This window comes from Streptomyces sp. NBC_01142, from assembly GCF_026341125.1.
GTDB lineage: Bacteria > Actinomycetota > Actinomycetes > Streptomycetales > Streptomycetaceae > Streptomyces.
In genome coordinates this window covers 1,781,924-1,805,582 of record NZ_JAPEOR010000001.1, presented here as the reverse complement: position 1 = coordinate 1,805,582, position 23,659 = coordinate 1,781,924, and the positions used below count along the sequence as shown (strand labels likewise).

The window sequence follows — 23,659 nt, the reverse complement described above, 5'->3', positions numbered from 1 at the left end:
CCCGCCCACGGACCGGAGGAACACCATGCCCGACACCTCGACCGGCCACACCCGCCCGCCGATATCCGGCGACGACAAGCACCTGCGGATCCTTTCGACCACAGATCTGGCCGGGATCGACATATCCCTGGCCGACGTGGTCGCCACCGTGGAGGGCGCCTACTCCACACTCCACGCCGGCCAGTCCGACAACCCCCGGAAGCTGACCGTCAAACCGCAGGACGGGCACTCCGTCTCGTACGCCATGCTGGGCCGGGACGGCTCCCGCAACGTCGTCGCGATCAAGACCTCGTACAAGCACGGTCTGGACAAGGGCCGCGAGGAGCAGCACTACTACACCTCGCTCACCCTCTACGACGATGTCACCGGGCTGCCGGTGGCGATGATGGACTGCTCCAGGATCGGGTCGCTGCGCACCCCGGCCGTCTCGGCGCTGCTGGCGCGTGAATGCGCCGCCCCCGGCGCGCGCAACGCCCTGGTCATCGGCACCGGAACCCAGGGCCGTCTCGCCCTGCCCTTCCTGCTCACCACCCTCCCGGACCTGGACCGGCTGATGCTGTTCGGCACCCACTCCGAGGGCATCGCCGCCGTCCGCGAGCAGCTGCGCACCTCCTTCCCGGACCGGGACGTGGAGCTCGTCACCGATCTGCGGGCCGCCGCCGCGGAAGCGGACGTCATCGTGGCAACCGCGGGCGCCCACACGCCTGCCGCGGTCGAGGCGGGCTGGCTCAAGCCCGGCGCGCTGTCCATCCTCGTCGGTCACGGTCTCGCCCCCTCGACGCTGCACGACGCCGACCGTGTCGTCGCCACGAGCGAGGCACAGATGAACGTCACCGGCACCGACATGGCCGACGCCGACGGCAAACTCCCCGCGGTCGACACCGAGTTCCCGCCGGTGATCGCGGGCATCGCCCCGGGACGCCGCTCGGCCACGGAGCGGATCTTCGCCTACAACAGCGGTCTCGTCGTCACCGACATCGCCCTCGGCCACCGCTTCGCACAACTCGCCCTCTCCCAGGGCCTGGGCACCGAGGTGCCGCTGTGGCAGTGAGCGGACAGGCCCTGCCCACACTGCCTGTCCTGCCCGACCCCGCCACGGACGCGGTGGTGGGCAGCGGGCTGCTCGAGGAACTCTCGTACGCGCTGGGCGGCCCATTCCACTTCCTGCTGCCCGACGCCTTCGACACGAACCTCCGGTCGATGCGTTCGGCTCTGGAGGAAGCGGGCGTGGAGGGATTCGTCTACTTCGCGAAGAAAGCCGGCAAGGCCGCGGTGTGGGTCGAACGCTCCGAGGCCGGTGGTGCGGGTGTCGACGTCGCCTCCGTCGGCGAGCTCCGCGAAGCCCTCGGGCACGGGGTGCGCGGGGAGAACCTCGTGGTCACCGGCCCGGCCAAGTCCGGGGCCCTGCTGCGTCTGGCGGTTCAGCAGGGCGCGCTGATCGCCGTGGACGCGCTGGACGAACTCGACGCGCTCATCGAGACGGTGCTGACCGGGCCGCTCCGCCCGGCCCGGCTGCTGCTGCGGTGTCTTCCGCCGGCCCAGCCGCACAGCCGCTTCGGCATGAACGACGCCGAACTGGCCACCGCCATGGACCGCTGCGTCGAGGCGGGCGACGCGGTACGCATGGAGGGCTTCAGCTTCCACTTGTCCGGCTACGCCATCCAGCCGCGCGCCGACCTTGCCGGACAGCTGGTCGACCTCTGTCTCAAGGCCCGCGTCCTGGGGCTGGAGGCCGGCAGGATCAGCATCGGCGGCGGCCTGGCGGTCAGCTACACCGACGCCGACAGCTGGCACACCTTCCTCGCCGAGCAGAACAACAGCCACTACCACGCGGGCAAGAGTTTCAGCACCGGCGACTTCTATCCGTACCATTCCCCGGCCGCCGGAGCCGGTGCGCTGCGGGCACTGCTCATCGCCCACCCCGAGGGGCATCGCCAGAGTCTGGCCGAGCTCCTGAGGGACTCCGGGGTCGTCCTGCTGATGGAGCCCGGTCGCGCCCTGCTGGACCAGGCGGGCGCCACCGTGTTCCGGATCCAGGGAGTCAAGGACCGCAACGGCTATCAGCTCCTGACCGTCGACGGCACCAGCCTGAGCCTGTCCGAGCAGTGGTTCAACAGCGAGTACCTGCCCGACCCGTATCTGCTCTCCCGGAACAGGGACGCCCCGGTCGGTACGTACCCCGCCGCCGTCGGAGCGGCCACCTGCCTCGAGTCGGACATGCTCACCTGGCGGAAGATTCCCTTCCCGCGCCGGCCGCGCGCCGGTGACCTGCTGGTCTATCCCAACACGGCCGGCTATCAGATGGACTCCAACGAGTCGCCCTTCCACGACCTGGCCCTGCCGCCCAAGGTCGTGATCGACCACACCGAGCGCCCGCGGCCGCGCTGGCGGCTGGACCGCCACTTCACCTGATCCCGGCCCACTCCCCCACCGCCCCCCTCACAGGAGCATTCGATGACCGGAGCACTTCAGCGCCCCGCCGTGGTCTCCCGCGTGTCCGACCTCATCGGGTACACACCTCTGCTGGAACTCGCCACCACCGAAACCGGCAGCCGTCTGCTGCTGAAGCTGGAGATGTTCAACCCCACCGGCACCGCGAAGATCCGCATGGCCCGCCAGATGGTCACCGACGCCGAGGACCGCGGCGAACTGCGGCCCGGCGGACAGATCATCGAGTCCACCTCCGGCAACACCGGCCTCGGACTCGCCGTCATCGCCGCCGAACGCGGCTACACCTTCACCGCCGTCGTCGACCACCACGCCTGCACCGACAAGCTGCGCGGTATGAAGGCCCTGGGCACCGAACTCGTCTACGTCGTCGACGACGGTACCGAAGAGCTCGCCACCGCCGCCCGCGAGGAACTCGCCGAGGACATGGCCCGCGGCCAGGACAACACCATCTTCACCGAACAGCACAACAACCCCAGCAACGGCGTCGGCTACTTCCCTGTCGCCCACGAACTCAACGAGGCGCTCGACGGCAAGATCGACGTCCTCGTCGGAGCGGTCGGCACGGGCGGGGCGCTGTGCGGCACCGCACGCGAACTGCACACGCTCATATCCGGCTTCTCGACCATCGGCGTCGAGCCCAGGGGATCGATCGCCTTCGGCGGCCCCGCCCACGACTACTACCAGTCCGGCACCGGCACCCCCGAAGGAGCCGAGATCGGCGCCCTCGTCGATTTCGGCCTCATCGACGAAGGGGTCAAGGTCGGCGACATCGAGGCGTTCGCGACCTGCCGCGCCGTCGCCCGTACCGGCCTGCTCATCGGCGGCTCCGCAGGCGGCGTCGTCCACGAGGCCCTGACCCGCCTGTCCTCGCTTCCCCCGGACACGACTATGGTCGCGCTCGTCAACGACGGCGGGGAGAAGTACATGGACACCGTCTTCAACGACGACTGGATGCAAGCCCGCGGACTCCTCGACCCCGACGCGGAACGGGAAGTCGACGAGCTCCTCACCAAACTCCGCAGGAACCGATAACTCCCATGCTGACCACCCTGCTCCGCGACAGCCGCGCCCTGGCCACCCTCGCCGTCCCGCTCATCCTCACCCAGCTCGCCCAGGTCGCCCTGACCACCACCGACACCCTGATGATGGGCCTGCTCGGCACCCAGGAACTGGCGGCCGGCGGCCTGGCCATCGTCATCTTCAACCAGCTGCGCACCATGGGCGTCGGCCTGGTCACCTCCGTCGGCAACCAGATAGCCGCCGCAGCAGCTCGCGCCGAGCAGACGGAGGAAAAAGGGGATCACGAAGAGGTCCGTGGGATCGTCCGCGCGAGCCTTGCCGTGGCCACGCTCGCCGGCATCGCCGGAGCCGTCCTCATGATCCTCATCGGCCAGGCCCTGACCTGGCTCGGGCAGGACGCCGCCGTCGTCGAACGCACCCGGACCCTGCTGATCGCGCTGGCCCCCGGACTGCTGCCGTGCCTCTGGTTCCAGGCCATCCGCCAGTTCACCGTCGGCATGCGACGCCCCCAGGCCCTGCTGCAGATCACCATCGCGTCCATCGCCGTCAACGCCGGCCTGAACTGGGTGCTCATCCACGGCACTTGGGGACTACCCCGCCTGGGACTGACCGGCATCGGCGTCGCGACCTCCACCGTCTACCTTCTGTCCTTCGTCGCCCTGTACGTCTCGGCGAAGAAGGACCGCGAACTGGCGCCGCTGCTCACCCTGAACGCCGCCAAGGCCGACCCGGCCACCGTCAAGCGGCTCATCAGCCTCGGCGTGCCGATCGCCGCCACCTACGGCTCGGAAGCCGGCTTCTTCTCCATCACGGCGCTGATGGCCGGATCCTTCGGTCCCGCCGCCCTCGCCGCGCACACCGCGGTCAACCAGCTCGTCTACATCGTCTTCCAGGTCGCCGTCGGACTCTCCCACGCCGCGTCCATCAACGTCAGCCGCGAACTCGCTCTCGGCCGCACCGACGACGCACGCCGCATCAAGAACACCGCACTCGCCTGCGCCGCAGCCGTCATGACCGTCGTCGGCATCGCCTACCTCGCACTTCCCCAGCTGGTCCTGGCCCCCTTCCTGGACTCCGGCTCCGGCTCCGGCTCCGACCAGGCCTTGACCATCGCCACCCATCTGCTCATCGTCACCGCCTTCCTGCAGTTCTTCGACTGCGCACAGAACATCGGCGTCGGACTCCTGCGCGGCCTCGACGACACCAAGAGCGGCTTCCGGATCACCCTCATCGGCTACTGGGCCGTCGGACTCCCCGCCTCCTGGCTCCTCGCCTATGCCCTGGGCCTCGACACCCTGGGCATCTGGCTCGGCCTTCTCATCGGCCTCGCCACCACCGCCGTACTCCTCCTGCGCCGCTACTCGGCATCCCTCACGGTCCGGGCCGGCCTGATGAACGCTCGCGCTGCCCAGCCGCGACAGGTCCCGGGGTGACCGGCAGTCGGCGACGAAGGCCACGGAGGATCACGATCGCGTGAGCGTGGGCACGTACGTACGGTGACCGAATCCTGGCCGCTCGTCGGCGGTGCAGGGGGCGTGTGGCGTTGATCCACCTGCGGCGTATGCCAGTTCACCAGCTCGGGGACCCGTACGCCGAGTCAGCGTACGGGTACGAACGGTGGACGGCATACGTAACGAAGCGTGACGCTGGGCCAGTTGCGACACGGTACGTGGAGGTGGCCGGGTATGGCGGCAGGCGGGAACAGCGGGACGGACGGCACAGGCGGGACGCCTGCCTGTGCGGGTCCGGCGAACGGCGGGGAGCCGGAGAGCTCCGACAGTTTGAAGGGATTCGGGGAGGTCGTGAAGGCCTTCCGGAAACGGGCGCGGCTGACGCAGGAACAGTTCGCGCCACGCGTGCGCTACTCGGTGCCGACGGTCGCCTCGATCGAGCAGGGGCGTCGCTTCCCGCCGGCGGACTTCGTGGACCGGGCTGAGGAGGTCCTGGACGCGTTCGGAGCGCTGAGGGGTGCGGCGAGGCACTTGTCGCGGCGGCCGGGGCTGGCCAGTTGGTTCCGGCAGTGGGCGCAGTTGGAGGCGGAAGCGGTCACTCTCGACACCTACGAGTGCCGGTTGGTGCCGGGGTTGTTGCAGTCGGAGGGCTACGCGCGAGCGGTGTTCGCGCAGAGTGTGCCGCCGCTGACGGACAACCAGCTCGAAGCGCAGGTCACCGCTCGGCTGGATCGTCAGCGGCTGTTCCGTGAACGGCCCAATGTGCCCTTCAGCTTCATTGTCGAGGAGGCCATCCTCATGCGGTGCCTCGGGGGTGAGCCGGTCATGCGGGGCTTACTGGAGCATGTGCTGGACTGTGTGGCGCTGCGGAACGTCGAGGTGCAGCTGATGCCGTCGAACCAGCAGCATCATGCGGGACTTGACGGGCCCATGCAGCTGCTGGAGACACCCGACAACAAGTGGCTCGCCTACACCGAAGGGCAACAGTCGGGACAGCTGATTGCGGACCCGAAACAGGTCAGCGTCCTGCTTCAGCGGTATGCAAAACTGCGCTCACAGGCTCTCAACCCCGCGGACTCCGTGAGCCTGCTGGAGCGAATGCGAGGAGCGCTATGAGCACCACCTCTGATCTGGCCTGGTTCAAGAGCAGCTACAGCGGTACGCAGGGCGACAGCTGCGTCGAAGTGGCGACGACACCCGAGACGATCCACGTCCGGGACTCCAAGGTCGAGCAGAGCCCGCAGCTCGCCGTCTCCCCCTCGTCGTGGACGAGCTTCGTCTCGTACGCCACCCGGGCCTGACTTCACGGCCCTGTATGCGTATAACTGCGGCCAGGTGGCGCGTAGCGCTCAGGCTTCGGGATACGCCTGAGCTTTCTCGTACTCGGCGAGCGCCCGGTAGACGGGCGCTGGCCCCATCGGTGGCCGGAGGCTTCCCCCGGCCACCGGTTTCTGTCCGACTGTTTCACTCGGTGCGGCAGAGGGCGTGGTCGATCAGGTTGCGCAGTGCGTCTTCCTGGCGGGCCGCGGTGTGCGGGTCTGCGGAGCGGCTGTGCGCGGAGACAGTGATGGCGCGCCGGCCATCCGTGGTGGCGGCGCCCCGGATGACGTAGCCGAAACCGCTTCCCCCGTGCCCGAGGTATCCGCCGCCGCAGGACAGGGGCGTGAAGAACAGGCCCAGGCCGTCCCCGGTGCCTGCTGGATGGCCGCTGTCCTGCGGCACCGGGACGGTTGTCCTCATCGCAGCGAGTTCAGTGGGCTCCAGCAGCCGTCCGGAGGTCAGGGCGGCGAAGAAGCGGTTGAGGTCGCGGGCCGTGCCGGTCATCGAGCCGTCGGCCCCGCTGTCGAAGGGACGGTAGGGGATCGTGGTGTCGGCCATAGGGCCGTCCGCGGTGAACTGCTGGTAGTTGGCCGTATACGGATGCGGGAGGAAGGGCCGGGTGCCGGGGGTGTCGGTGTCCCGCATGCCGAGGGGACGCAGGATGCGGTCGTGGACCTGCTGTTCCCATGAACGGCCGGTGACCTTCTCGATGATCATTCCGGCGAGGACGTAGTTCGTGTTGGAATACGCCCAGCGTGTGCCCGCCGGGAAGGCAGGCTCATGGCGCATGGCCATGGCGACCAGCTGTTCGGGCCGGTACGCATGCCACCGGTTGGCGTAGTACGTCTGGGCACTGGGGTTGGGGAACACGTCGTAGATGTAGTCGTGCAGGCCGCTGGTGTGCTGCAGCAGGTTGCGGACCGTGATGGTCCGGCCGTCGTTGCCGGCGCCGGAAACGGTTCCGGGCAGCAACTGTTCCACCGTCTGGTCAAGGGACAGCCGTTTCTCGCCCACCAGTTGCAGCATGACGGTGGCGACGAACGTCTTGGTGGTGCTGCCCAGACGTAGATAGCCGTCCTTCGGAACCGGGCGGCGGCTGACCAGGTCTCCTACACCGGAACGCGCCGTAACTGTCCCGCGCGGGGTTTCCAGCCGGACCGACACCCCCGTGACCCCGGCATCGCGCAGCGCGTCGGCGTCGCGCTGCACGGACGAATCCGCGGCCGCAGGATGCGGCGCGGCCGCGGCGGCAGTGGATGGTGAAGCGGACACAACCAGCGTCAGCACGGCAGCTGATAAGCACAAGCGACGAGAGATCATGATCCGAGGCTAGGGACGGCACGTGTTACCGGCCATGGAGGCCGTACCCCTGATCGAACGGGTGCCAGCCGGATGGACACCACGCCCCGGCAACCGCGCGCCCACTGGCTGCCTGCATCCCCACTTCAGCAGGTCGGCCGGTTGCAGGTCGGGCCGGTCGATGCCGTACGCGCCGGCGGCCAGCTCAAGGTCGCCCCACTGGACGGTGTATGTCCACGTTGCCTCGAGGACATCCTCGCCGCGGACCCGACCGAGGCGGGCCAAGGTCTCCTGCGTGGCGTCATCGTCCATGCCGAAGCGGAGTGTTCCCGCGCCGTCCGGCAGCAGGATCCCTATCCCTGGCAGCAGTGCGAGCATCCTCATTCCCTCGAACTTCGTCGCGAGAGAGCACGGCTTCCCACCGCAATGGTCAGCGCGACGACGATCAGAATCGCCGCGACGGCGAACGTGAGCCGCATACCGGTGGCAACGGCCTCGGGACGCGCCGCTGTGACGTCCATCGTCGCCGATGCGAGCGCGAACACAGCGCCCATGACGGATGCACCGGTGATGAGCCCGAGATTGCGCGACAGGTTGAGCATGCCGGAAATGACGCCCCGCTGATCCGGGCGGACATCTGTCATCACGGCGGTGTTGTTGGCCGTCTGGAACACCGCATAGCCGACGGTGATGACCACGATGGGGGCAATGTAGCCGGAGACGCCGAGCGTCTCTGACGTCATGGAGAGAATGATGGAACCGGCCGCCATTACGATGAGCCCAACGATGGTCATGCGTTGTGCGCCAAAACGGTCCGCAATGCGACCGGCCGGCACACCGGTCAGCGCAGTGACAAGCGGACCGACCGACAAGGCGAGTCCGACAAGAGCCTCCTCGAGCCCGAGCGTACGAGCGAGATAGAACGGCCCGACCACCAGCGTGGCCATCATCACCGTCGAGACGAGCGCGCTCATGGCGAGGCTCGCACTCAGTACTGGATCGCGGAACATTGCCAGTCGGATCAAGGGTGATGCTGCTCTCGCCTCGGCGTGGACGAAGAGGCCGACTCCGAAGGCGGCAGCCAACAGCAGAGCCGTGTTGAGCGAACCGAAACTGCCGCGCCCAACTGTCATGGCGAGTGCATAGGCCGCGAGTGTCAGAGCAAGCAGCAGTGTGCCCACGTGGTCGAAGCCGGCCCGGTCTGTTCTGGGCTCCCGCCGATCAACGGGCAGGTGGCGGTGCGCGAGAAGAAGAGTCAGGATCCCCAGCGGAGCGTTGACGAGGAAGATTGCCCGCCAACTGAGTCCGGAGATCAGAGCGCCGCCCAGCGACGGACCGAGAGCGGTGCCGATCGCGGACATCGTTCCGAGTAGCCCCATGGCGCTCCCGGTCTTTGCCTTCGGAACCGTCTCAACGACAAACGCCATGGTGAGGGCCATCATGATGGCCGCTCCGAGGCCCTGCGCCGCCCGGGCGGCAATCAGCAGCCAGAGCGTGGGCGCGACGCCGCACAGGACCGAGGCCGCCGTGAACAGGAGGATTCCGGCCAGTAGCAGTCGTCGGCGGCCGGTGATGTCACCGAGCCGTCCAACGCTGACGATCACGGTGGTGATGACGAGGAGATAAGCGAGGACGATCCACTGGACTTCCTGGAAAGAGGCGGTGAACGCCTGTGCCAACGTCGGCAGGCCAACATTGGCGATGCTGGTGCCGAGCGAGGACAGCAACATGGACAGCGAAAGGCCGACGAGCGCCCACCGCACCGAAGGTGTCCGCTCCGCACTTTCGACTGCTGCCTCATCTTGTCCTGCACTGCTCGGCTTCAACATGAACTCCGTTCTCTGGTGACTTTCGAAGCCCGGTCGCCAGGTGACTGCGGGCCGGGCAGCCAGGCGTTGCCCGCAGGGTGGTGAACGCTGTGGCCCGAGGCTGAGGGGATGGCCGGAGGAGTCCGGCCGGATTCCAGGGATGCGGGTTGTGCCGGGCAACGGACGCGACCGACCGTGAGGGCCGGCGGTACGGCGTCACCTTCCCCATCGGATTCATCCGCCCGGCCCTCGGCGTGCGCGGGCCAGTTCCCGCTCGTGCGCCGCCGCCCCCGTGTCCGGCACGTCACCGTGCCGCGCGCACACCCGTGAAGACAGTGGTGGCGGAGAGGAGGAAGACGTCGGGCCGCCGCAGAATGTTCTCCGCCGCCCGGGGATCGAGCAGTACGTCGAGTGTCCTGCGGTCCTCCAGGTCCAGGGACTCGCTCATCATCTCCCGCAGCCGGGTCAGATGGGCGTGCAGGAAGGCGCGGGGCATCTCGCCCAGAGGTGCCGGCAGGTCGAGGAGGGAAGTGAAGCTGCCGACGCGGGTGAGCCCGGCGCGGCTGAGCATCGCGGGCCAGTCCTCGACCAGGTTGGTGCTGCCGGGCAGCTCGACTCGCATGATCTCGAACCAGTCCTCCTGGGCGGCGTCGAGCCGGGCCTGAAGGCCAGGCCTGCCGATGCCGATGTCGCGCGGGAGGAAGCGCACGGGCAGGCCGCCCTCCGCTACGGCGAGCAGCCCGCCGGGCCTCAGCACACCGGCGAGCGCGTTCAACGCGCCCTGCTGATCGCCGAGGTGGTGCACGGCCTTGCTGCTCCAGATCAGATCCGCCGTGCCGAGGCCACCCTCCCGGTGCTCGTCACCGCCGTCCAGGCCCTCGGGCAGTTCCGCGTGCCGGACGGCCACCCTGCCACCCAGGCCGAGCCGCTCGGCGCGAGCCAGGGCGCGGTCCAGCAGCCCGGGCGTGCCGTCCACGGCGACCGCCTCGGCGTCCGCGAAAGCCTCGGCGAACACGCAGGTCATCACGCCCGGGCCGCTGCCGATGTCGAGGATGCGCCGGACCTCCTTCTCCGGGCCGAGCAGTTCCCCCAGGCGGGCCGCCGTCCGGCGGAGGACCGGGAGTTGCAGTTCGCCGCTGTTCTCCAGCTCGGTGGCCATGACCTCCCAGTCGATGTCGGTGTGGTGGTGTCCGTGTCCGTGACCATGTCCGGAATCGTTGTGTGGGCTCATGCCGAGGAGCGTGCCCTCGCCGGGTCGTGACGGCAAATCTTGTTGCCGATTCCGGGACGGCGGGGTGGAATGCCCGCATGGACAAGCCACCGGCCTACCAAGCGGTCCTCGACGAGGTCGCCCCCCGGCTCAGACGCATGCGTGCCAAGAGCGGTCTCACCCTGGCCGCGCTCTCCGAGGCGACCGGCATTTCCAAGAGCACCCTTTCCCGGCTGGAATCCGGACAGCGCCGCCCCAGCCTGGAACTGCTGCTGCCGCTCGCCGGCGCGTACCACGTGCCCCTGGACGACCTGGTCGGCGCCCCCGAAGTGGGCGATCCTCGGGTACGGCTGACACCCCGCACGATGCCGAACGGCGGTACGTTCGTCCCCCTGACCCGGAGCCCGGGCCCCCTCCAGGCGTACAAGATGCTCATCCCCGACCGGGGTGCCGAGCCGGAGCTCCGTACGCACGAGGGCTACGAGTGGCTGTATGTGCTGGACGGACGGCTACGGCTCGTCCTCGCCGAGCACGATCTGGTCCTCGGCCCCGGCGAGGCCGCGGAGTTCGACACGCGGCTGCCCCACTGGTTCAGCAGCGCGGACGGACGGCCCGTCGAGATCCTCAGCCTCTTCGGGAGACAGGGGGAGCGCATGCACGTCCGCGCGAAGCCCCGCGGATGACGGCATGACACCTCGGCGGAGCGACGACCGGCACGTCGCCGGGCCGAGTCGACATGGGGCTCACGGCGCAGGTCCTGGCCGCATCGCCCAGAGGCCCGCACTGCTCATCGAGGCAGCCGGTCGGGGCGACTCTGCTCTATACGGGGGACCTCGGGATCTCCGGAGCTAGTGCTGTGACCGGGATGGTTCACCGGGTTGCTGGTCGCGTTGGTAGGTGCTGGGCCGGTTGGATGTGAGGACATATCCGATCCGGCACCGTGGAGGCGCGTAGTGGCAGAGCCCGTTCGAGTCCGCAGGCTGACCGACCAGGAGGGGCAGCGGCTGCAGCAGATCGTGCGCCGGGGCAGCACCAGCACGGTGCGCTACCGGCGGGCGATGATGCTGCTGGCCTCGGCCGGCGGGAACCGGGTGCCGGTCATCGCCCAGCTGGTGCAGGCCGATGAGGACACGGTGCGCGATGTGATCCACCGGTTCAACGAGATCGGCCTGGCCTGCCTGGACCCTCGGTGGGCGGGAGGCCGTCCCCGCCTGCTCAGCCGTGATGACGAGGACTTCGTCGTGGCGACGGCCACTACCCGCCCGGCCAAACTCGGCCAGCCCTTCACCCGCTGGTCCATCCGCAAACTCGCCGCCTACCTGCGCAAGGTCCACGGCCGGGTGATCCGCATCGGCCGCGAGGCCCTGCGCTGCCTGCTCGCCCGCCGTGGGGTCACCTTCCAGCGGACCAAGACCTGGAAGGAATCCACCGACCCCGAGCGCGACACCAAGCTCGACCGCATCGAGCACATCCTGGACAACTTCCCCGACCGCGTTTTCGCCTTCGACGAGTTCGGCCCGCTGGGCATCCGCCCCACCGGCGGGTCCTGCTGGGCGAAGCAGAACCGTCCCGAACGGGTCCCGGCGACCTACCACCGCACCCACGGGGTCACCTACTTCCACGGCTGCTACTCGGTCGGCGACGACACTCTGTGGGGCGTCAACCGCCGCCACAAAGGTGCCGCGAACTCCCTGGCCGCGCTGAAGTCGATCCGTGCCGCCCGCCCGGACGGCGCCCCGATCTACGTGATCATGGACAACCTCTCCGCACACAAGGGCACCAAGATCCGCGTCTGGGCGAAGAAGAACAGGGTGGAGCTGTGCTTCACCCCGACCAACGCCTCCTGGGCCAACCCCGTCGAGGCGCACTTCGGGCCGCTGCGGCAGTTCACCCTCGCCAACTCCCACCACCCCAACCACACCGTCCAGACCCGCGCCCTGCACGCCTACCTGCGCTGGCGCAACACCAACGCCCGCCACCCCGACGTCCTGGCCGCCCAACGAAAGGAGCGCGCACGCATCCGCAGCGAGAAAGGCATCCGCTGGGGCGGACACCCCCTCGTGACCGCCGCGTGAACAGCCAACGGTGAACCATCCCGGCCACAGCACTAGGACGGGATCGAGTGGGCGGGGTCGGTGCTGACCCGTCCGTCGGAGCCGCGCACATGTCGCACGCGGCGCAGGACACAGCCGGTGAGCACCGCGACGGCTGCGACGGCGTAGGCCGTCGTGCCGATGACGTCCGGGTCGCCGCCCGAGTGCACCGTGACGTACTTGGCGGCCCCGGCCGCGGCGACCGTCAGCCACTCCCAGCCGCCGTCCATGGCCACGAGCGCGACGAGCAGCAGCCCGTACCACGAGTAGCCGGGTGTCAGCAGGAGGAACGCCGTGCCGGTGACCAGCAGGGCCCCGCGCCACGGCCGGCAGGGGTCGCCGCGGAGCAGGACGTGTGCGACGACGCACAGCATGACGACGGCGACCGCCGGGACTGCCCAGCTGTCGGGCAGCACGAGCCGCAGCAGGGCGTACCGGCTGCGGGCCGAGGCGTCTTCGTACCCCTCCTCCTCGACGTAGCCGCTGAGATAGCCGAGGACCGAGCCCTCGGACAGCAGCGCATACGGGAGGTACGTCAGCGCGACGACGGCCGCGGCGGGCACTACGACCGCGGCGGCGTCACGCCATCTGCGCACCCCGGACAGCGCGCCGGGCAGCAGGATCGCGGGCAGCAGCTTGGTGGCGGTGGCGGCTCCGAGGAGGGCGCCGCCCGCCGCACGGTGCCGTACGACGACGGCGAGACCGGCCACGCCCAGGAGCACACCGAGGATGTCGGCGTGGGCGTTGTTGACCGCTTCGATGGGCACGGCCGGACACCAGGCCCAGTACGCGGCGTCGCGCGGGTTGCCACGTCGGCGCAGCACCAGCAGCAGCGCGCCGGTCACGCCCACGGACAACAGCGCGTTTCCCATCTGGAGGGGCTTGTTCCGGGAGCCCTCCGGGGAGAGCGCGTGGACCAGCAGGAAGTAGCCCTCCGCCACCGGGGGGTAGATGGTGTGGACGTTCGGCCGGTTGAGGCGGGTGCAGTGGATCTCGCCCGCGGGGCCGGGGATCCGCACGCGTTCCGGGCCTGCGCATCCCGCGCCTGTCGGGAAGAGCCACGGGTCGCGCAGCGGGGCGAGGGCGGGGCCGGCGGGCGTGTGGTCGTACGGGGAGATCCCGGCCGCCTGCACCCGGCCGTCCCATGCGTAGCGGTACGAGTCGCTGCTGGTGCGTGGGGGAGCGAGGAGACCGGTCGCCGCGACGATCACGGAGCCGCCGAGGATCATCGCCACGGCATGGCGGACGGGGACTTTCCTCAGGCACCAGGCCGCCAGTGCGAACAGCAGCCAGCAGGCCCCGTACCAGCAGGCCAGGCCAACGGAATCCGTGACGTAGCCGTCGTGGCGGACAGTGAGGGCGAGCGTGGTGGTGAGGGCGGCCAGCAGCAGGCCGGTGCCGAGTGTGCGCGGGCTGATCACGCTGCTCAGCGTGCCAGTCCGCGCATTCGCGGACGGGCTGCCATCGCCTGACGTCAGCGATTCGTAAGGTGTCGAAGCAGCGCCGGACGCCGCGGTCGGGGGTGTGATGGAGACATGAGACTGCGACCAACGGAGCCGACGCGCGGTGCCGCGACATCCCTCAGGGACCGGCTGCACGGGTTCACGCGGCAAGCACCGTCCGTCGGGGCGTGGTTGCCGTCCTTCAAAGGCCGGCTGCATGATCCGCGTACCGCGACGGCCGTCGGCCGCTGGCTGGGTGTCGCGATTGCGGTGTGTTTCCTGACCGGGCTGATCAGCCACTTTCTGCAGACGCCGCCGGACTGGCTGCAGCCGCTGCTGCCGCCGCGCCCGGTCTGGGGCTACCGGCTGACCCAGGGGCTGCACGTGGCAAGCGGAATCGCGGCGATCCCGCTGCTGATGGCGAAGCTGTGGACCGTGTACCCGCGGTTGTTCGTGTGGCCGCCGGCCCGCTCCCTCCGGCACGCGCTGGAGCGGCTGTCGGTGGCGGTGCTGGTGGCAGCGGCCGTGTTCCAGCTGTTCAGCGGGCTCTTGAACACCTTCCAGTGGTACCCGTGGCCGTTCTCCTTCGTCCCGGTGCACTTCGCGGTGGCCTGGGTGCTGGTGGGCGCCCTGCTGCTGCACATCGCGGTCAAGGCACCGGAGATCAAGGCGCACTGGACCCGTCGCTCGCCCGGGACACTGGAGCTCCCCGCAGAGGACGGGCCGGACCGACGGTCGTTCCTGACGGGGGTCGCAGCGGCCGTCGGCGCGGTCACCGTCGTCACGGTGGGGCAGTCGTTCACCCCGCTGAAGCGTTTCGACCTGCTGGCCCCGCGCCACCCCGACCACGGCCCGCAGGGCCTCCCGGTCAACCGCACCGCGGCGGCGGCCGGGCTCGCTGCCGGGGTCCCGGCGGGCCAATGGCGGCTGTCGGTTGCCGGGCCACGCCCTTACGAGCTCTCACTCGACGAGCTCCGGGCCATGCCCCAGCGCACCGTGACCCTGCCGATCGCCTGCGTCGAAGGCTGGAGCAAGTCCGCCGACTGGACGGGTGTACGGATCCGGGATCTGCTGGACCGGGCGGGTGCCCCGCCCGGGGCGCTGCTGCGCGTGGTGTCGCTGGAGAAGCGCGGGGCCTACCGGATCATGGAGATGGGCCGCGGCTACGCACGCGACCCGCTGACCCTGCTCGCGCTGCGGCTCAACGGCGAGATCCTCTCCCTGGATCACGGCTTCCCGGCCCGCGTCATCGCCCCGAACCGCCCCGGCGTTCTCCAGACCAAGTGGGTTACCCGGCTGGAGGTGCTCTGATGCTGCGGTTCGTGGTGGGCGCGGTCGGCGTCGCGGTGATGGGCTTCGGAGCCTGGCTGCTGTTCGGCGCGGGCGGCGTGCGGGATCCGTGGGAGGTCGTGGTCTGGCTGGGAGGGGCGATCGTCCTCCACGACGGACTCATCGCGCCGCTGGTCCTGGCGGTGGGCTTCGTGCTGGCGGCCCTGCCCGCGCGCGGCGCGCTCCGGGCGGCGCTGATCGTCTGCGGTGCGCTGACCCTGATCGCCCTGCCCCCGCTGCTGCGCCCAGGTACCCCGACGAACCCGTCCGCATTGCCGCTGGACTACCTGCGCAACTGGCTGCTGGCCCTGGGCGTCGTCGCGGCCCTGGCGGCCGCCGTGCTGATCCTGCCCCGGGCCGCCCGGGCACTGGCCGCGTGGCCGGTTCGCCGACGTTCCCGCCGTGAGGGGACCCGGGAGAACGACAGCGACGAGGATGCCGGAGACGGCATGTCGTAGAGCTTGCCCCGGCCGTGGCTGCGTCCTTCGACGGCCGTCAGCCGCGGGAGAGGGTCGCGAACGTGCGCCCGGCGACCGTCCACGGCACCGCGTGGCTCCAGCCTGACTCGGTGGCGCAGACGAGGAGCGCGGCCAAGCCCAACCGGGCCCACGGGAAAGCCGCGCCCGGGGTCCCCTCGCCGTCCACGACACGGACGTCGACCCGCTCGTCGACGTCCACCGGAGCCGCCTCGGCTATCAGCAGGCCGTCCGGGGCGACGAGTTGGGCAATCCGGGACAGCAGGGCACGAGGGTCGCCGCCGATACCGATGTTGCCGTCGATGAGCAGCGCCGTACCCCAACTGCCCTCCCTCGGCAGCGGATCGAAGACCGACCGGCACAGCGCGCTGCCGCCCGAGACCACCGTGCGGGCGACGGCCGCCGGACTGACGTCCACCCCCAGGGTCGGCCGGCCCAGCTCGGCCAGCGCGGCCACCAGCCGGCCAGGACCGCAGCCGATGTCCAGGACAGGCCCCCGGCAGCGGTCCAGCACGGTCAGGTCCGCCGCGTCCGGGGCGGCGCACCAGCGTTCGACCTCCAGCGGCAACAGCCAGCCGTCCGGGCGACGCAGGAACAGCGGGCCGCGGCCGGTACGCAGCGCGGCGGTGTAGGGATCGGCCCGCCACGCCGTGCCAGGGGTCGTTCCCATGGGGACCGTCGGCGTCATCGAGCCCCCGCCCCGGTCAGCCGCGCCACTGCGGCGGCGAACCGGCCGCCCGGCGTTTCGGCGGCCACCTGACGCGCGTCGTCGGGTGTGTCGACGTCCCGCAGCTGGGGAAGATCGCGCACCGTCAGACCCGCATCGACCAGCCGCCGCCGTTGGACGGCCCCGGTCTCCGGCACGGACATGGGCACGCCCAGCAGCAGCCCCGGATCGGGCTCGGCCAGGCCCAGCGCCCAGAAGCCACCATCCTCAGCAGGCCCGATCACGGCCCCGCTCGTGGCGAGTTCCAGCCCGTGGGCGAGCAGGGCGGGTGTCACCTGCGGGGTGTCCATGCCGATCAGCAGGGCGGGTCCCGAGCAGGCTGCGAACGCGGCGGCCAGCCGCTCGTCCAGCCCACCCCCGACCTGCGGTACGACGTCGATCCCGGCCGGCAGCCAGGCGCCCGGCACTCCGTCGAGCACCAGTACGTGCCGCGCCGCAGCGGTGGCCCGTACCGCCTCCAGAGTGTCGGCCAGTGCCGCCTCGGCCAGCGCGGCGGCTTGCTGGGGCGTGTACCGGGGGGTGAGCCGGGTCTTGACCCGTCCCGGCACGGGTTCCTTCGCGATGACGAGCAGCGTGGTCATGCTGTCTCCTTCCCGGGCGACTTCGCCAGCACCGCCCGCATGTCGTGGACCGTCTGCCACGTGCCCCGCCAGGTCCCGGTCACCTTCGACCTGCCGGTCCTGGGCAGATACGGCACGTCCAGCTCGGTCACCCGCCAGCCCGCGTCAGCGGCCCGGACGACCATCTGCAGCGGGTAGCCGCTGCGCCGGTCCGTGAGGCCGAGGCCCAGCAGGTCCTTGCGGCGCGCCGCCCGCATCGGGCCGAGGTCCCGGAGCGACAGCCCGGTGCGGCGGCGCAGCATGCGCGCCAGCACCAGATTTCCGGCGCGGGCATGCAGAGGCCATGCACCCGGCGCCTGTGGCCGTCGCCGGCCCAGGACCAGGTCCGTCTCACCGTCCGCGACCCGTCGTACGAGGTCCGGCAGCAGCCCGGGGTCCAGCGAGGCGTCGCAGTCGCAGAAGCAGACGTACTCCGCATCGGCGGCCAGCAGGCCCGCGTGGCAGGCCGCGCCGAAACCGCGGCGCGGTTCGTGCACCACCGTCGCGCCCAGCGACCGTGCAAGGTCCGCGGACCCGTCGGTCGAACCGTTGTCGACGACAACCGCCCTCCACCCGGCCGGAATCCGTTCCAGGACCCAGGGAAGCGCCTGAGCCTCGTCCAGACACGGCAGGACGACATCCACCGTCACGCTCACGCGTTCGCACCCCTCAGTCCCGCCGTCGCGAACTCCGCCATGCCCGCAGCGAAGCCGACCGCCGGCTGCCAGCTCAGCTCGGCCTTCAGACGGCGCGAGTCGGCGGTGATGTGGCGTACGTCGCCGAGCCGGAACTCCCCTGTCACCACCGGTGCCGGACCGCCGTGCGCGGAAGCCAGCTCGGCCGCCATGTCCCCCACCGTGTGTGGTGTTCCGCTGCCCGTGTTGTACGCCGTCAGTACGCCGGGCTCGCGGCCGCCCACCGCCTCCAGCGCCAGCACGTTGGCGGCCGCGACATCCCGTACATGCACGAAGTCCCGCCGCTGGCGCCCGTCCTCGAAGACACGCGGCGCCTCGCCGCGCTCCAGCGCCGAGCGGAAGAATGACGCCACGCCCGCGTACAGGGTGTCGCGCGGCATCCCCGGTCCGTACACGTTGTGGTAGCGCAGCGCCACGGCCCTGCCGTCCGTCGACCGGGCCCAGGCCGCCGCGAGATGTTCCTGGGCGAGCTTGGTCGTCGCGTACACATTGCGCGGATCGGCGGGGGTGTCCTCCTCCACCAGACCGGGCGCCAGTTCATGCCCGCAGACGGGACACTCGGGCTCGAACCGGCCCGCCTCGAGCACCGCGACCGGCCGCGGGCCGGGCCGGACCCGGCCGTGGACCGGACAGTCGTAGCGGCCTTCGCCGTACACGACCATCGAAGAGGCCAGCACCAGATCGCGGACCCCGGCCTCCGCCATGGCCGCGAGCAGTACCGCCGTGCCCAGGTCATTGCAGGAGACGTACTCGGGTGCGTCGGCGAAGTCCTTGCCGAGGCCGACCATCGCCGCCTGATGGCACACCGCGTCCACGCCATGCAGCGCCCGCGCAAGGACCTCGCGGTCCCTGATGTCCCCGTGGACCCAGTCGGCATCGGCAGCCATCAGCGGGGAAACGGGATGGGCCGAGGGGAGCAGGGCATCAAGGACGATCGGATCGTGGCCGCGCGCGACAAGGGCGGCCACGACCTGCGCACCGATGAAGCCCGCGCCACCAGTAAGGAGTACTCGCATGTCACCGACGCTACGGCGCGGATCACGATCCGCCCCTGACCCGCGCCGGGCCGTCACAGGTCCGTAAGGACTGCCCCTGCCGGCCATGCCGACTTCGGCACTTCGGCACTTCGGCACTTCGGTACTTCGGTACTTCGGGGGCACGCTGGAGACCGAACGTCAGACCGGTCGCCAGGACAGCGATCGTTGCCGCGACGACAGCGGGCCCGCTCCGGGGACGCCGAGCCCCACCGGGTCCGCGTCCTTCCGGCCGAGTGCCGACCCGGCACGGCCACCTGCTCGCTTACCGGTGTTCGGGGTTCGGGTAGTCGAACCGGCAGCCTGCGTCCCACTCGGCGCGTTGGTTGCCGTGCGCGGGAACGCCGCCCGCCTGCTTGAGCATGGCGCCGAGGTGCATGAGGTTCCAGGTCATGAAGGTGGTGTTGCGGTTGGTGAAATCGTTCTCCGGCCCGCCGGAGCCGGGATCGAGGTACGAGGGGCCCGGACCCGCCTCGCCGATCCATCCCGCGTCGGCCTGCGGCGGGATCGTGTACCCGAGGTGCTGGAGGCTGTACAGGACGTTCATCGCGCAATGCTTCGCGCCGTCCTCGTTCCCGGTGATCAGACACCCGCCGACCCGGCCGTAATACGCGTACTGTCCCCGGTCGTTGAGCAGCGACGAGCACGCGTACAGCCGCTCGATGACCTGCTTCATGACGGAGCTGTTGTCGCCCAGCCAGATCGGCCCGGCCAGCACCAGGATGTCGGCGGCCATCACCCGCTCGTACAGAGCGGGCCACTCGTCGGTGGCCCACCCGTGCTCGGTCATGTCCGGCCACACTCCGGTCGCGATGTCGTGGTCGACAGCCCGCACGACGTCGACCTGGACCCCCTGCGCCTCCATCACCGACCGGCTCTTGTCGATGAGTCCTTGCGTGTTGCTCACGTCGGGCGACCGCTTGAGAGTGCAGTTGACGACGAGGGCACGCAGGTCGTCGTAACGGGGTGACTCGACAGACTGCGGCTGGGCGGTCACGGAGTCCTCCTGGCTTCTGGCGCCGTGCCGTTCACGGCGGCGCAACGCCGTCCATCGTGCTGGCCGGACAACTGCCATGGCCCCTACGGCACGGGCAGCCGCCGATGACCACCCCACCGGCCCAACGGCCCGGAAAACCAAGCCCTATGGCCATGGCCCGCCCCGACGACCGCTTCCGTCCCGGCACACCATCGACGCTTCGGAGCGGGCGGCACGCCTCCACCCGACTGAGCACCGGCACCTGGTCCGAGCCCCGGCCTGTGGCACCGGGTCCGGACGCGCGGATCGTACGGATCGTCCCCGCCGCTGGTCATGGGCATCACCGCGCACGGACAGGTGCCGGCCACCAACGCGCCGCAATGGCCGGCTCCGCCAAGCGGTCCCGCTCCGGAGGCCCGTACTCCTGCCCGGGTGCCCCGCGAACCATGGCTGATAATCGATGCCACGCAGAAGGTGTGCAGGGTGTGGGGGGACTGAGTGGGATCGTTGGATGTATCGGCTGCGGCTGTGCCCTGTGGAGACAGGTTCGAGTGGTTCTGCGAGACGGTGTCCAGTGACCTGATGCCTGTCAGTCTCAGCACCCAGCACACGACCGACTTCCGGGCAAAGATTACGGAGCTGGAGCTCGGCGCCGTGCGATTGTCGACCTTCGCTTTCTCGCCGGTGCTGTCGCACCGTACTTCGGCTCACGTGCGCAGGGGCGATCCCGAGCAGTACCAGCTGGCGCTGGTCACACGAGGGGCCTTCAGGGTTTCTCAGCTTGGCCACGAGTCGGTGATCGCCGGGGATCTGGTGTTGACCAACACTTCGCATCCGATGGAGAACGAAGGGGTCGGCGCCGACGGGCAGGTTGAGGCGGTCGTGCTGCAGATACCCCGGACCGTCCTGCCTCTACGGTCGGACAGAGTGGACCGCCTCCTCGGGCAGCGCATCCCCGTGAGCGCGGGAACTACGGCGATCCTCGCCGAGTTTCTCGGCACGCTGCTCAGTAGCGGCCCGCACTGCGGCGTCGAGGAGATGAACCGACTGGGCTCCATGACGCTCGACCTGGCCACCGCCTGCCTGGCCCAGCAATTGGGAGCGCTGGACGAGGCACCGGCAGAGGCCCGCGCACAGGTGATGCGGCGGCGCATCACCGCATTCATCGAGCACAACCTCGGGGACCCGGACCTGACGCCTCAGTCGATTGCGGACCGGCACAACATCTCCCTGCGCACTCTCTACAACCTGTTCCGCGAGGAGCCCTTCAGCGTCGCGGCAACCATCCGCAGAGAGCGGATCGAACGCTGTCGCGTTGACCTGGCGTGTCGAGACCTGAGTAGCCGGCCTGTTCAGGCCATTGCGGCACGGTGGGGGTTTTCCAGCGCCACAGCCTTCGGTCGCGCCTTCCGCGAGGCGCACGGCATGTCCCCCACCGAATACCGCATGAATGCCCTGCACACGTAGGTGCACGGAGTGTCGAACGTGCCTGCACGTCATGCACACCGCCGCGCGTCACGTGGTCATAGGTTGAAGATCGCTGGAGGCAACCCCTCGAAGTGAGTGGTGCTGCTCCAGCGATCTCGGCCTGGGGGTTCAGCGCACGCCAGGGCGACGTCGTTCAAGCTGGATCAGCCCTGGGGGAACAGTGATGCACCATGTGCGTGGTGGCTTAGGACCGCGACGCTGTGCAGTCTCGTTCTGCAGAGGGCGTCTCGCGCTGCTGGTTGCTTGTTCGGCCACCCTGGGGCGTCCGTGTTCAATTGCTGTGCGGACTCAGGCGACAGAACTGTCGACCGGATAGACATTCCGGTTGTTCGACAACATCTGTCGATGCAGAGCCGCACGTTGCAGCGGCCCGGCGCTCTGGAGCGCCGGGACTTTCGGCGGTCGGGGCAGGCGGGCCGTTCCCAAGAACCGATCCGGCCCCAACCGCGACGAAGCCGCCGCCTTCGCGGAGAAGATGCCGGAAACCGCCGCCTCGACGCACTCGCTGACGCAGGCGGCACCTCACTCGCACGGGTCGACCGATGTGCCGAGCCATCAGCCCCCCATGCCTTCAGAGCAATTCGATCACCTTGAATTCGGGAGTCACCGCCTTGTCCGAGCACATCCATCCCACTCCGCTCGATCACATCTCCGTCACCGACGCCGCCGCCTGGCATCAGGTCGTCGCCGCCTCGATGGCCCACGACCTGCCGGGCGTACCGCCTCCCGGTCCCGAGCAGATCCACGCCCAGCTCACCAAGCCCACCCTGGACAGCCACCGGCTGACCTGGCTGGCCACCGGGGCGGACGGCGTCCCGGTCGGAGTCGCGGGCCTGCGGCTGTTCACCTCCCCGGGGAGGGATCACCTGGCCGAACTGGAACTCCACGTCGACCCCGCGCACCGGCGCCAGGGCACCGGCTCACGCCTGCTGTCGGCGGTCGTGGCGGCCTGCCGCACCGAGGACCGGCGCAGCCTGATCGTCGAAGCCCCGGCCGACAGCCCGGGCGAAGCCTTCTGCGAGAGGTGGAAGTTCCGCCTGGCGCTGGCCCTGGACCACCTGATCCTGCGCTTCGACGAGTTGGACGAGGACAAGGTTCACCGGCTCGGCGATGCTGAGCACCCCGGCTACCGGCTGACCGGTTGGACCGGCACGGTGCCCGACGACCTCGCCGCCGCCTTCGCCGCGGCCAAGAATGCGATGAACGACATGCCCGTCGGAGACCTGGACTACGGCAGCGTGGACTGGGACGCCGACCGCGTACGGGCCATGGCCCAGGTGATCGCCGGCCGCGGGGACACCCTGCTGACCATCGCCGCCGTCCACGACGACGGCACCATGGCCGGCTACACCGAGATCCTGCTCCCCCAGGGCGTACCGCCACGGGCCCAGCAATACGACACCGCGGTCGTGCCCGCACACCGGGGCCACGGTCTGGGGCTGTGGCTCAAGGCCGCCATGGTGCAGCGGCTGCGCGCCGAGCACCCCGGTGTCGTCGAGGTCGAGACCGACAACGCCGAGGACAACGTCCACATGCTCGCGGTCAACCGAGAGCTGGGCTTCCGCTCCTACCGGCGCACCCGCGAATTCCAACTCGACCTGCCGACGGCCTGATCCCTCCCGAGAAAACGAGCCTCCCCATGCGCAAGCTGACCTACTACATCGCCGCCACCCTCGACGGCTACATCGCCGGCCCCGACGGCCAGTACGGCTTCCTCCCCTTCGAAGGGGAGGAAGCCGCGGCGATCCTGGCCGAATTCCCCGAGACGATGCCCACCCCCGCGCGCCAGCCGTATGGCGTCGCCGACCGCGCCCCCGAACGGTTCGACACCGTCATCATGGGTCGCGGCACCTACGACCCGGGCTTCAAGGCGGGGCTCACCAGCCCGTACGCCCATCTGAAGCAGTACGTCGTCTCCCGTACGCTCACCAGCCCCGATCCGGCGATCACCGTCGTCGACGACAACCCCGCCGCACTGGTCCGCGAGCTCAAGAAGCAGGACGGCATGGGGATCTGGCTGTGCGGAGGCGGCAAACTGGCGGCCGCTCTGCGCGACGAGATCGACGAACTGATCATCAAGCGCCATCCGATCACCATCGGATCCGGCATCCCCCTGTTCGACGGCCCCTTCACCCCGACGAACTTCGCGCCGGTCGCCACGCGATCCTTCGACTCCGGTCTCACCATCACCACCTTCTCGAAGGCGCTGTCGTCAAAGGACGGCCGGAACTGACCTGACCG

23 protein-coding genes are annotated in these 23,659 nt (G+C 69.9%); 13 read left to right on the top strand and 10 right to left on the bottom strand.

Annotated elements, in window-relative coordinates; genetic code table 11:
- Positions 1-25: 25 nt before the first annotated feature.
- The 6 genes from OG883_RS08355 to OG883_RS08330 all read left to right on the top strand — a co-directional run bounded on the left by OG883_RS08355 (position 26) and on the right by OG883_RS08330 (position 6,223).
- Positions 26-1,051, top strand: a complete 1,026-nt coding sequence (locus OG883_RS08355) for an ornithine cyclodeaminase family protein (protein ID WP_266537049.1) — start codon at positions 26-28, stop codon at positions 1,049-1,051.
- Entirely contained in the window at positions 1,042-2,412 is a 1,371-nt protein-coding gene (locus OG883_RS08350; protein ID WP_266537047.1) for a Y4yA family PLP-dependent enzyme, read from the top strand. The genes OG883_RS08355 and OG883_RS08350 overlap by 10 nt, the downstream gene beginning before the upstream one ends.
- Positions 2,413-2,454: 42 nt before the next feature.
- A complete protein-coding gene (locus OG883_RS08345) occupies positions 2,455-3,483 on the top strand; it encodes a cysteine synthase family protein (RefSeq protein ID WP_266537045.1) in 1,029 nt (342 codons plus the stop codon).
- A 5-nt stretch (positions 3,484-3,488) separates the two neighbouring features.
- The gene (locus tag OG883_RS08340; protein WP_266537042.1) at positions 3,489-4,904 is read left to right on the top strand and encodes an MATE family efflux transporter; all 1,416 of its coding nucleotides are present in this window, start codon (positions 3,489-3,491) and stop codon (positions 4,902-4,904) included.
- A gap of 252 nt (positions 4,905-5,156) precedes the next feature.
- Positions 5,157-6,038, top strand: a complete 882-nt coding sequence (locus tag OG883_RS08335) for a helix-turn-helix transcriptional regulator (protein ID WP_266537040.1) — start codon at positions 5,157-5,159, stop codon at positions 6,036-6,038.
- Positions 6,035-6,223: a DUF397 domain-containing protein gene (locus OG883_RS08330; RefSeq protein WP_266537038.1), complete on the top strand. Its 189-nt coding sequence runs from the start codon at positions 6,035-6,037 to the stop codon at positions 6,221-6,223. The genes OG883_RS08335 and OG883_RS08330 overlap by 4 nt, the downstream gene beginning before the upstream one ends.
- 163 nt (positions 6,224-6,386) lie before the next feature.
- Here the strand turns inward: OG883_RS08330 and OG883_RS08325 are convergent, their stop codons facing one another.
- The 4 genes from OG883_RS08325 to OG883_RS08310 form a co-directional block, all read right to left on the bottom strand.
- Positions 6,387-7,451 carry a serine hydrolase gene (locus OG883_RS08325; RefSeq protein ID WP_266537036.1) on the bottom strand — a complete coding sequence of 355 codons (1,065 nt, stop codon included), beginning with the start codon at positions 7,449-7,451 and terminating at the stop codon, positions 6,387-6,389.
- Between the two features lie 120 nt (positions 7,452-7,571).
- Positions 7,572-7,919, bottom strand: coding sequence for a hypothetical protein (locus OG883_RS08320; protein WP_266537033.1), 348 nt, complete (start codon positions 7,917-7,919; stop codon positions 7,572-7,574).
- A 2-nt stretch (positions 7,920-7,921) separates the two neighbouring features.
- A complete protein-coding gene (locus OG883_RS08315) occupies positions 7,922-9,370 on the bottom strand; it encodes an MFS transporter (RefSeq protein ID WP_266537030.1) in 1,449 nt (482 codons plus the stop codon).
- A 283-nt stretch (positions 9,371-9,653) separates the two neighbouring features.
- Complete coding sequence (locus OG883_RS08310; protein WP_266537027.1) at positions 9,654-10,580, bottom strand: trans-aconitate 2-methyltransferase; 927 nt, start codon at positions 10,578-10,580, stop codon at positions 9,654-9,656.
- Positions 10,581-10,657: 77 nt separating this feature from the next.
- Here OG883_RS08310 and OG883_RS08305 point away from each other — a divergent pair, with 77 nt between their 5' ends.
- Entirely contained in the window at positions 10,658-11,242 is a 585-nt protein-coding gene (locus OG883_RS08305) for a helix-turn-helix domain-containing protein (RefSeq protein ID WP_266537026.1), read from the top strand.
- 270 nt (positions 11,243-11,512) lie between these two features.
- Positions 11,513-12,634, top strand: a complete 1,122-nt coding sequence (locus OG883_RS08300; RefSeq protein ID WP_266537024.1) for an IS630 family transposase — start codon at positions 11,513-11,515, stop codon at positions 12,632-12,634.
- A 32-nt stretch (positions 12,635-12,666) separates the two neighbouring features.
- Here the strand turns inward: OG883_RS08300 and OG883_RS08295 are convergent, their stop codons facing one another.
- Positions 12,667-14,073, bottom strand: coding sequence for a glycosyltransferase 87 family protein (locus OG883_RS08295; protein ID WP_323180892.1), 1,407 nt, complete (start codon positions 14,071-14,073; stop codon positions 12,667-12,669).
- A 114-nt stretch (positions 14,074-14,187) separates the two neighbouring features.
- Here OG883_RS08295 and OG883_RS08290 point away from each other — a divergent pair, with 114 nt between their 5' ends.
- Both OG883_RS08290 and OG883_RS08285 read left to right on the top strand, forming a co-directional pair.
- Positions 14,188-15,405 carry a molybdopterin-dependent oxidoreductase gene (locus OG883_RS08290; protein WP_266537021.1) on the top strand — a complete coding sequence of 406 codons (1,218 nt, stop codon included), beginning with the start codon at positions 14,188-14,190 and terminating at the stop codon, positions 15,403-15,405.
- Entirely contained in the window at positions 15,405-15,881 is a 477-nt protein-coding gene (locus OG883_RS08285; protein WP_266537019.1) for a hypothetical protein, read from the top strand. Before OG883_RS08290 ends, OG883_RS08285 begins: the two co-directional genes overlap by 1 nt.
- A gap of 37 nt (positions 15,882-15,918) precedes the next feature.
- Here the strand turns inward: OG883_RS08285 and OG883_RS08280 are convergent, their stop codons facing one another.
- The 5 genes from OG883_RS08280 to OG883_RS08260 form a co-directional block, all read right to left on the bottom strand.
- The gene (locus tag OG883_RS08280) at positions 15,919-16,587 is read right to left on the bottom strand and encodes a methyltransferase domain-containing protein (protein WP_266537016.1); all 669 of its coding nucleotides are present in this window, start codon (positions 16,585-16,587) and stop codon (positions 15,919-15,921) included.
- The gene (locus OG883_RS08275) at positions 16,584-17,207 is read right to left on the bottom strand and encodes a DUF2064 domain-containing protein (protein ID WP_266537014.1); all 624 of its coding nucleotides are present in this window, start codon (positions 17,205-17,207) and stop codon (positions 16,584-16,586) included. The genes OG883_RS08280 and OG883_RS08275 overlap by 4 nt, the downstream gene beginning before the upstream one ends.
- The gene (locus OG883_RS08270; RefSeq protein ID WP_266537011.1) at positions 17,204-17,881 is read right to left on the bottom strand and encodes a glycosyltransferase family 2 protein; all 678 of its coding nucleotides are present in this window, start codon (positions 17,879-17,881) and stop codon (positions 17,204-17,206) included. Before OG883_RS08270 ends, OG883_RS08275 begins: the two co-directional genes overlap by 4 nt.
- Positions 17,878-18,936 carry an NAD(P)-dependent oxidoreductase gene (locus OG883_RS08265; protein WP_266537010.1) on the bottom strand — a complete coding sequence of 353 codons (1,059 nt, stop codon included), beginning with the start codon at positions 18,934-18,936 and terminating at the stop codon, positions 17,878-17,880. Before OG883_RS08265 ends, OG883_RS08270 begins: the two co-directional genes overlap by 4 nt.
- 283 nt (positions 18,937-19,219) lie before the next feature.
- Positions 19,220-19,951 (bottom strand): flavodoxin family protein, encoded by a 732-nt coding sequence (locus OG883_RS08260; RefSeq protein ID WP_266537009.1) that lies wholly within the window; start codon positions 19,949-19,951, stop codon positions 19,220-19,222.
- A 477-nt stretch (positions 19,952-20,428) separates the two neighbouring features.
- On the opposite strand from OG883_RS08260, the gene OG883_RS08255 reads away from it, so the two are divergent.
- The 3 genes from OG883_RS08255 to OG883_RS08245 all read left to right on the top strand — a co-directional run bounded on the left by OG883_RS08255 (position 20,429) and on the right by OG883_RS08245 (position 23,651).
- Entirely contained in the window at positions 20,429-21,397 is a 969-nt protein-coding gene (locus OG883_RS08255; RefSeq protein ID WP_266537007.1) for a helix-turn-helix domain-containing protein, read from the top strand.
- Between the two features lie 632 nt (positions 21,398-22,029).
- Positions 22,030-23,031: a GNAT family N-acetyltransferase gene (locus OG883_RS08250; protein ID WP_266537005.1), complete on the top strand. Its 1,002-nt coding sequence runs from the start codon at positions 22,030-22,032 to the stop codon at positions 23,029-23,031.
- Between the two features lie 26 nt (positions 23,032-23,057).
- Positions 23,058-23,651: a dihydrofolate reductase family protein gene (locus OG883_RS08245; RefSeq protein ID WP_266537003.1), complete on the top strand. Its 594-nt coding sequence runs from the start codon at positions 23,058-23,060 to the stop codon at positions 23,649-23,651.
- Positions 23,652-23,659: the final 8 nt, after the last annotated feature.

Bases quoted from the DNA above. Each gene is read 5' to 3' on its own strand.
- OG883_RS08345 (WP_266537045.1), top strand. From the start codon at position 2,455: ATGACCGGAGCACTTCAGCGCCCCGCCGTGGTCTCCCGCGTGTCCGAC.
- OG883_RS08280 (WP_266537016.1), bottom strand. From the start codon at position 16,587: ATGACGCCGACGGTCCCCATGGGAACGACCCCTGGCACGGCGTGGCGG.
- OG883_RS08275 (WP_266537014.1), bottom strand. From the start codon at position 17,207: ATGACCACGCTGCTCGTCATCGCGAAGGAACCCGTGCCGGGACGGGTC.
- OG883_RS08285 (WP_266537019.1), top strand. From the start codon at position 15,405: ATGCTGCGGTTCGTGGTGGGCGCGGTCGGCGTCGCGGTGATGGGCTTC.
- OG883_RS08245 (WP_266537003.1), top strand. From the start codon at position 23,058: ATGCGCAAGCTGACCTACTACATCGCCGCCACCCTCGACGGCTACATC.
- OG883_RS08310 (WP_266537027.1), bottom strand. From the start codon at position 10,580: ATGAGCCCACACAACGATTCCGGACATGGTCACGGACACGGACACCAC.
- OG883_RS08265 (WP_266537010.1), bottom strand. From the start codon at position 18,936: ATGCGAGTACTCCTTACTGGTGGCGCGGGCTTCATCGGTGCGCAGGTC.
- OG883_RS08290 (WP_266537021.1), top strand. From the start codon at position 14,188: ATGAGACTGCGACCAACGGAGCCGACGCGCGGTGCCGCGACATCCCTC.
- OG883_RS08335 (WP_266537040.1), top strand. From the start codon at position 5,157: ATGGCGGCAGGCGGGAACAGCGGGACGGACGGCACAGGCGGGACGCCT.
- OG883_RS08305 (WP_266537026.1), top strand. From the start codon at position 10,658: ATGGACAAGCCACCGGCCTACCAAGCGGTCCTCGACGAGGTCGCCCCC.
- OG883_RS08355 (WP_266537049.1), top strand. From the start codon at position 26: ATGCCCGACACCTCGACCGGCCACACCCGCCCGCCGATATCCGGCGAC.
- OG883_RS08340 (WP_266537042.1), top strand. From the start codon at position 3,489: ATGCTGACCACCCTGCTCCGCGACAGCCGCGCCCTGGCCACCCTCGCC.
- OG883_RS08315 (WP_266537030.1), bottom strand. From the start codon at position 9,370: ATGTTGAAGCCGAGCAGTGCAGGACAAGATGAGGCAGCAGTCGAAAGT.
- OG883_RS08320 (WP_266537033.1), bottom strand. From the start codon at position 7,919: ATGCTCGCACTGCTGCCAGGGATAGGGATCCTGCTGCCGGACGGCGCG.
- OG883_RS08330 (WP_266537038.1), top strand. From the start codon at position 6,035: ATGAGCACCACCTCTGATCTGGCCTGGTTCAAGAGCAGCTACAGCGGT.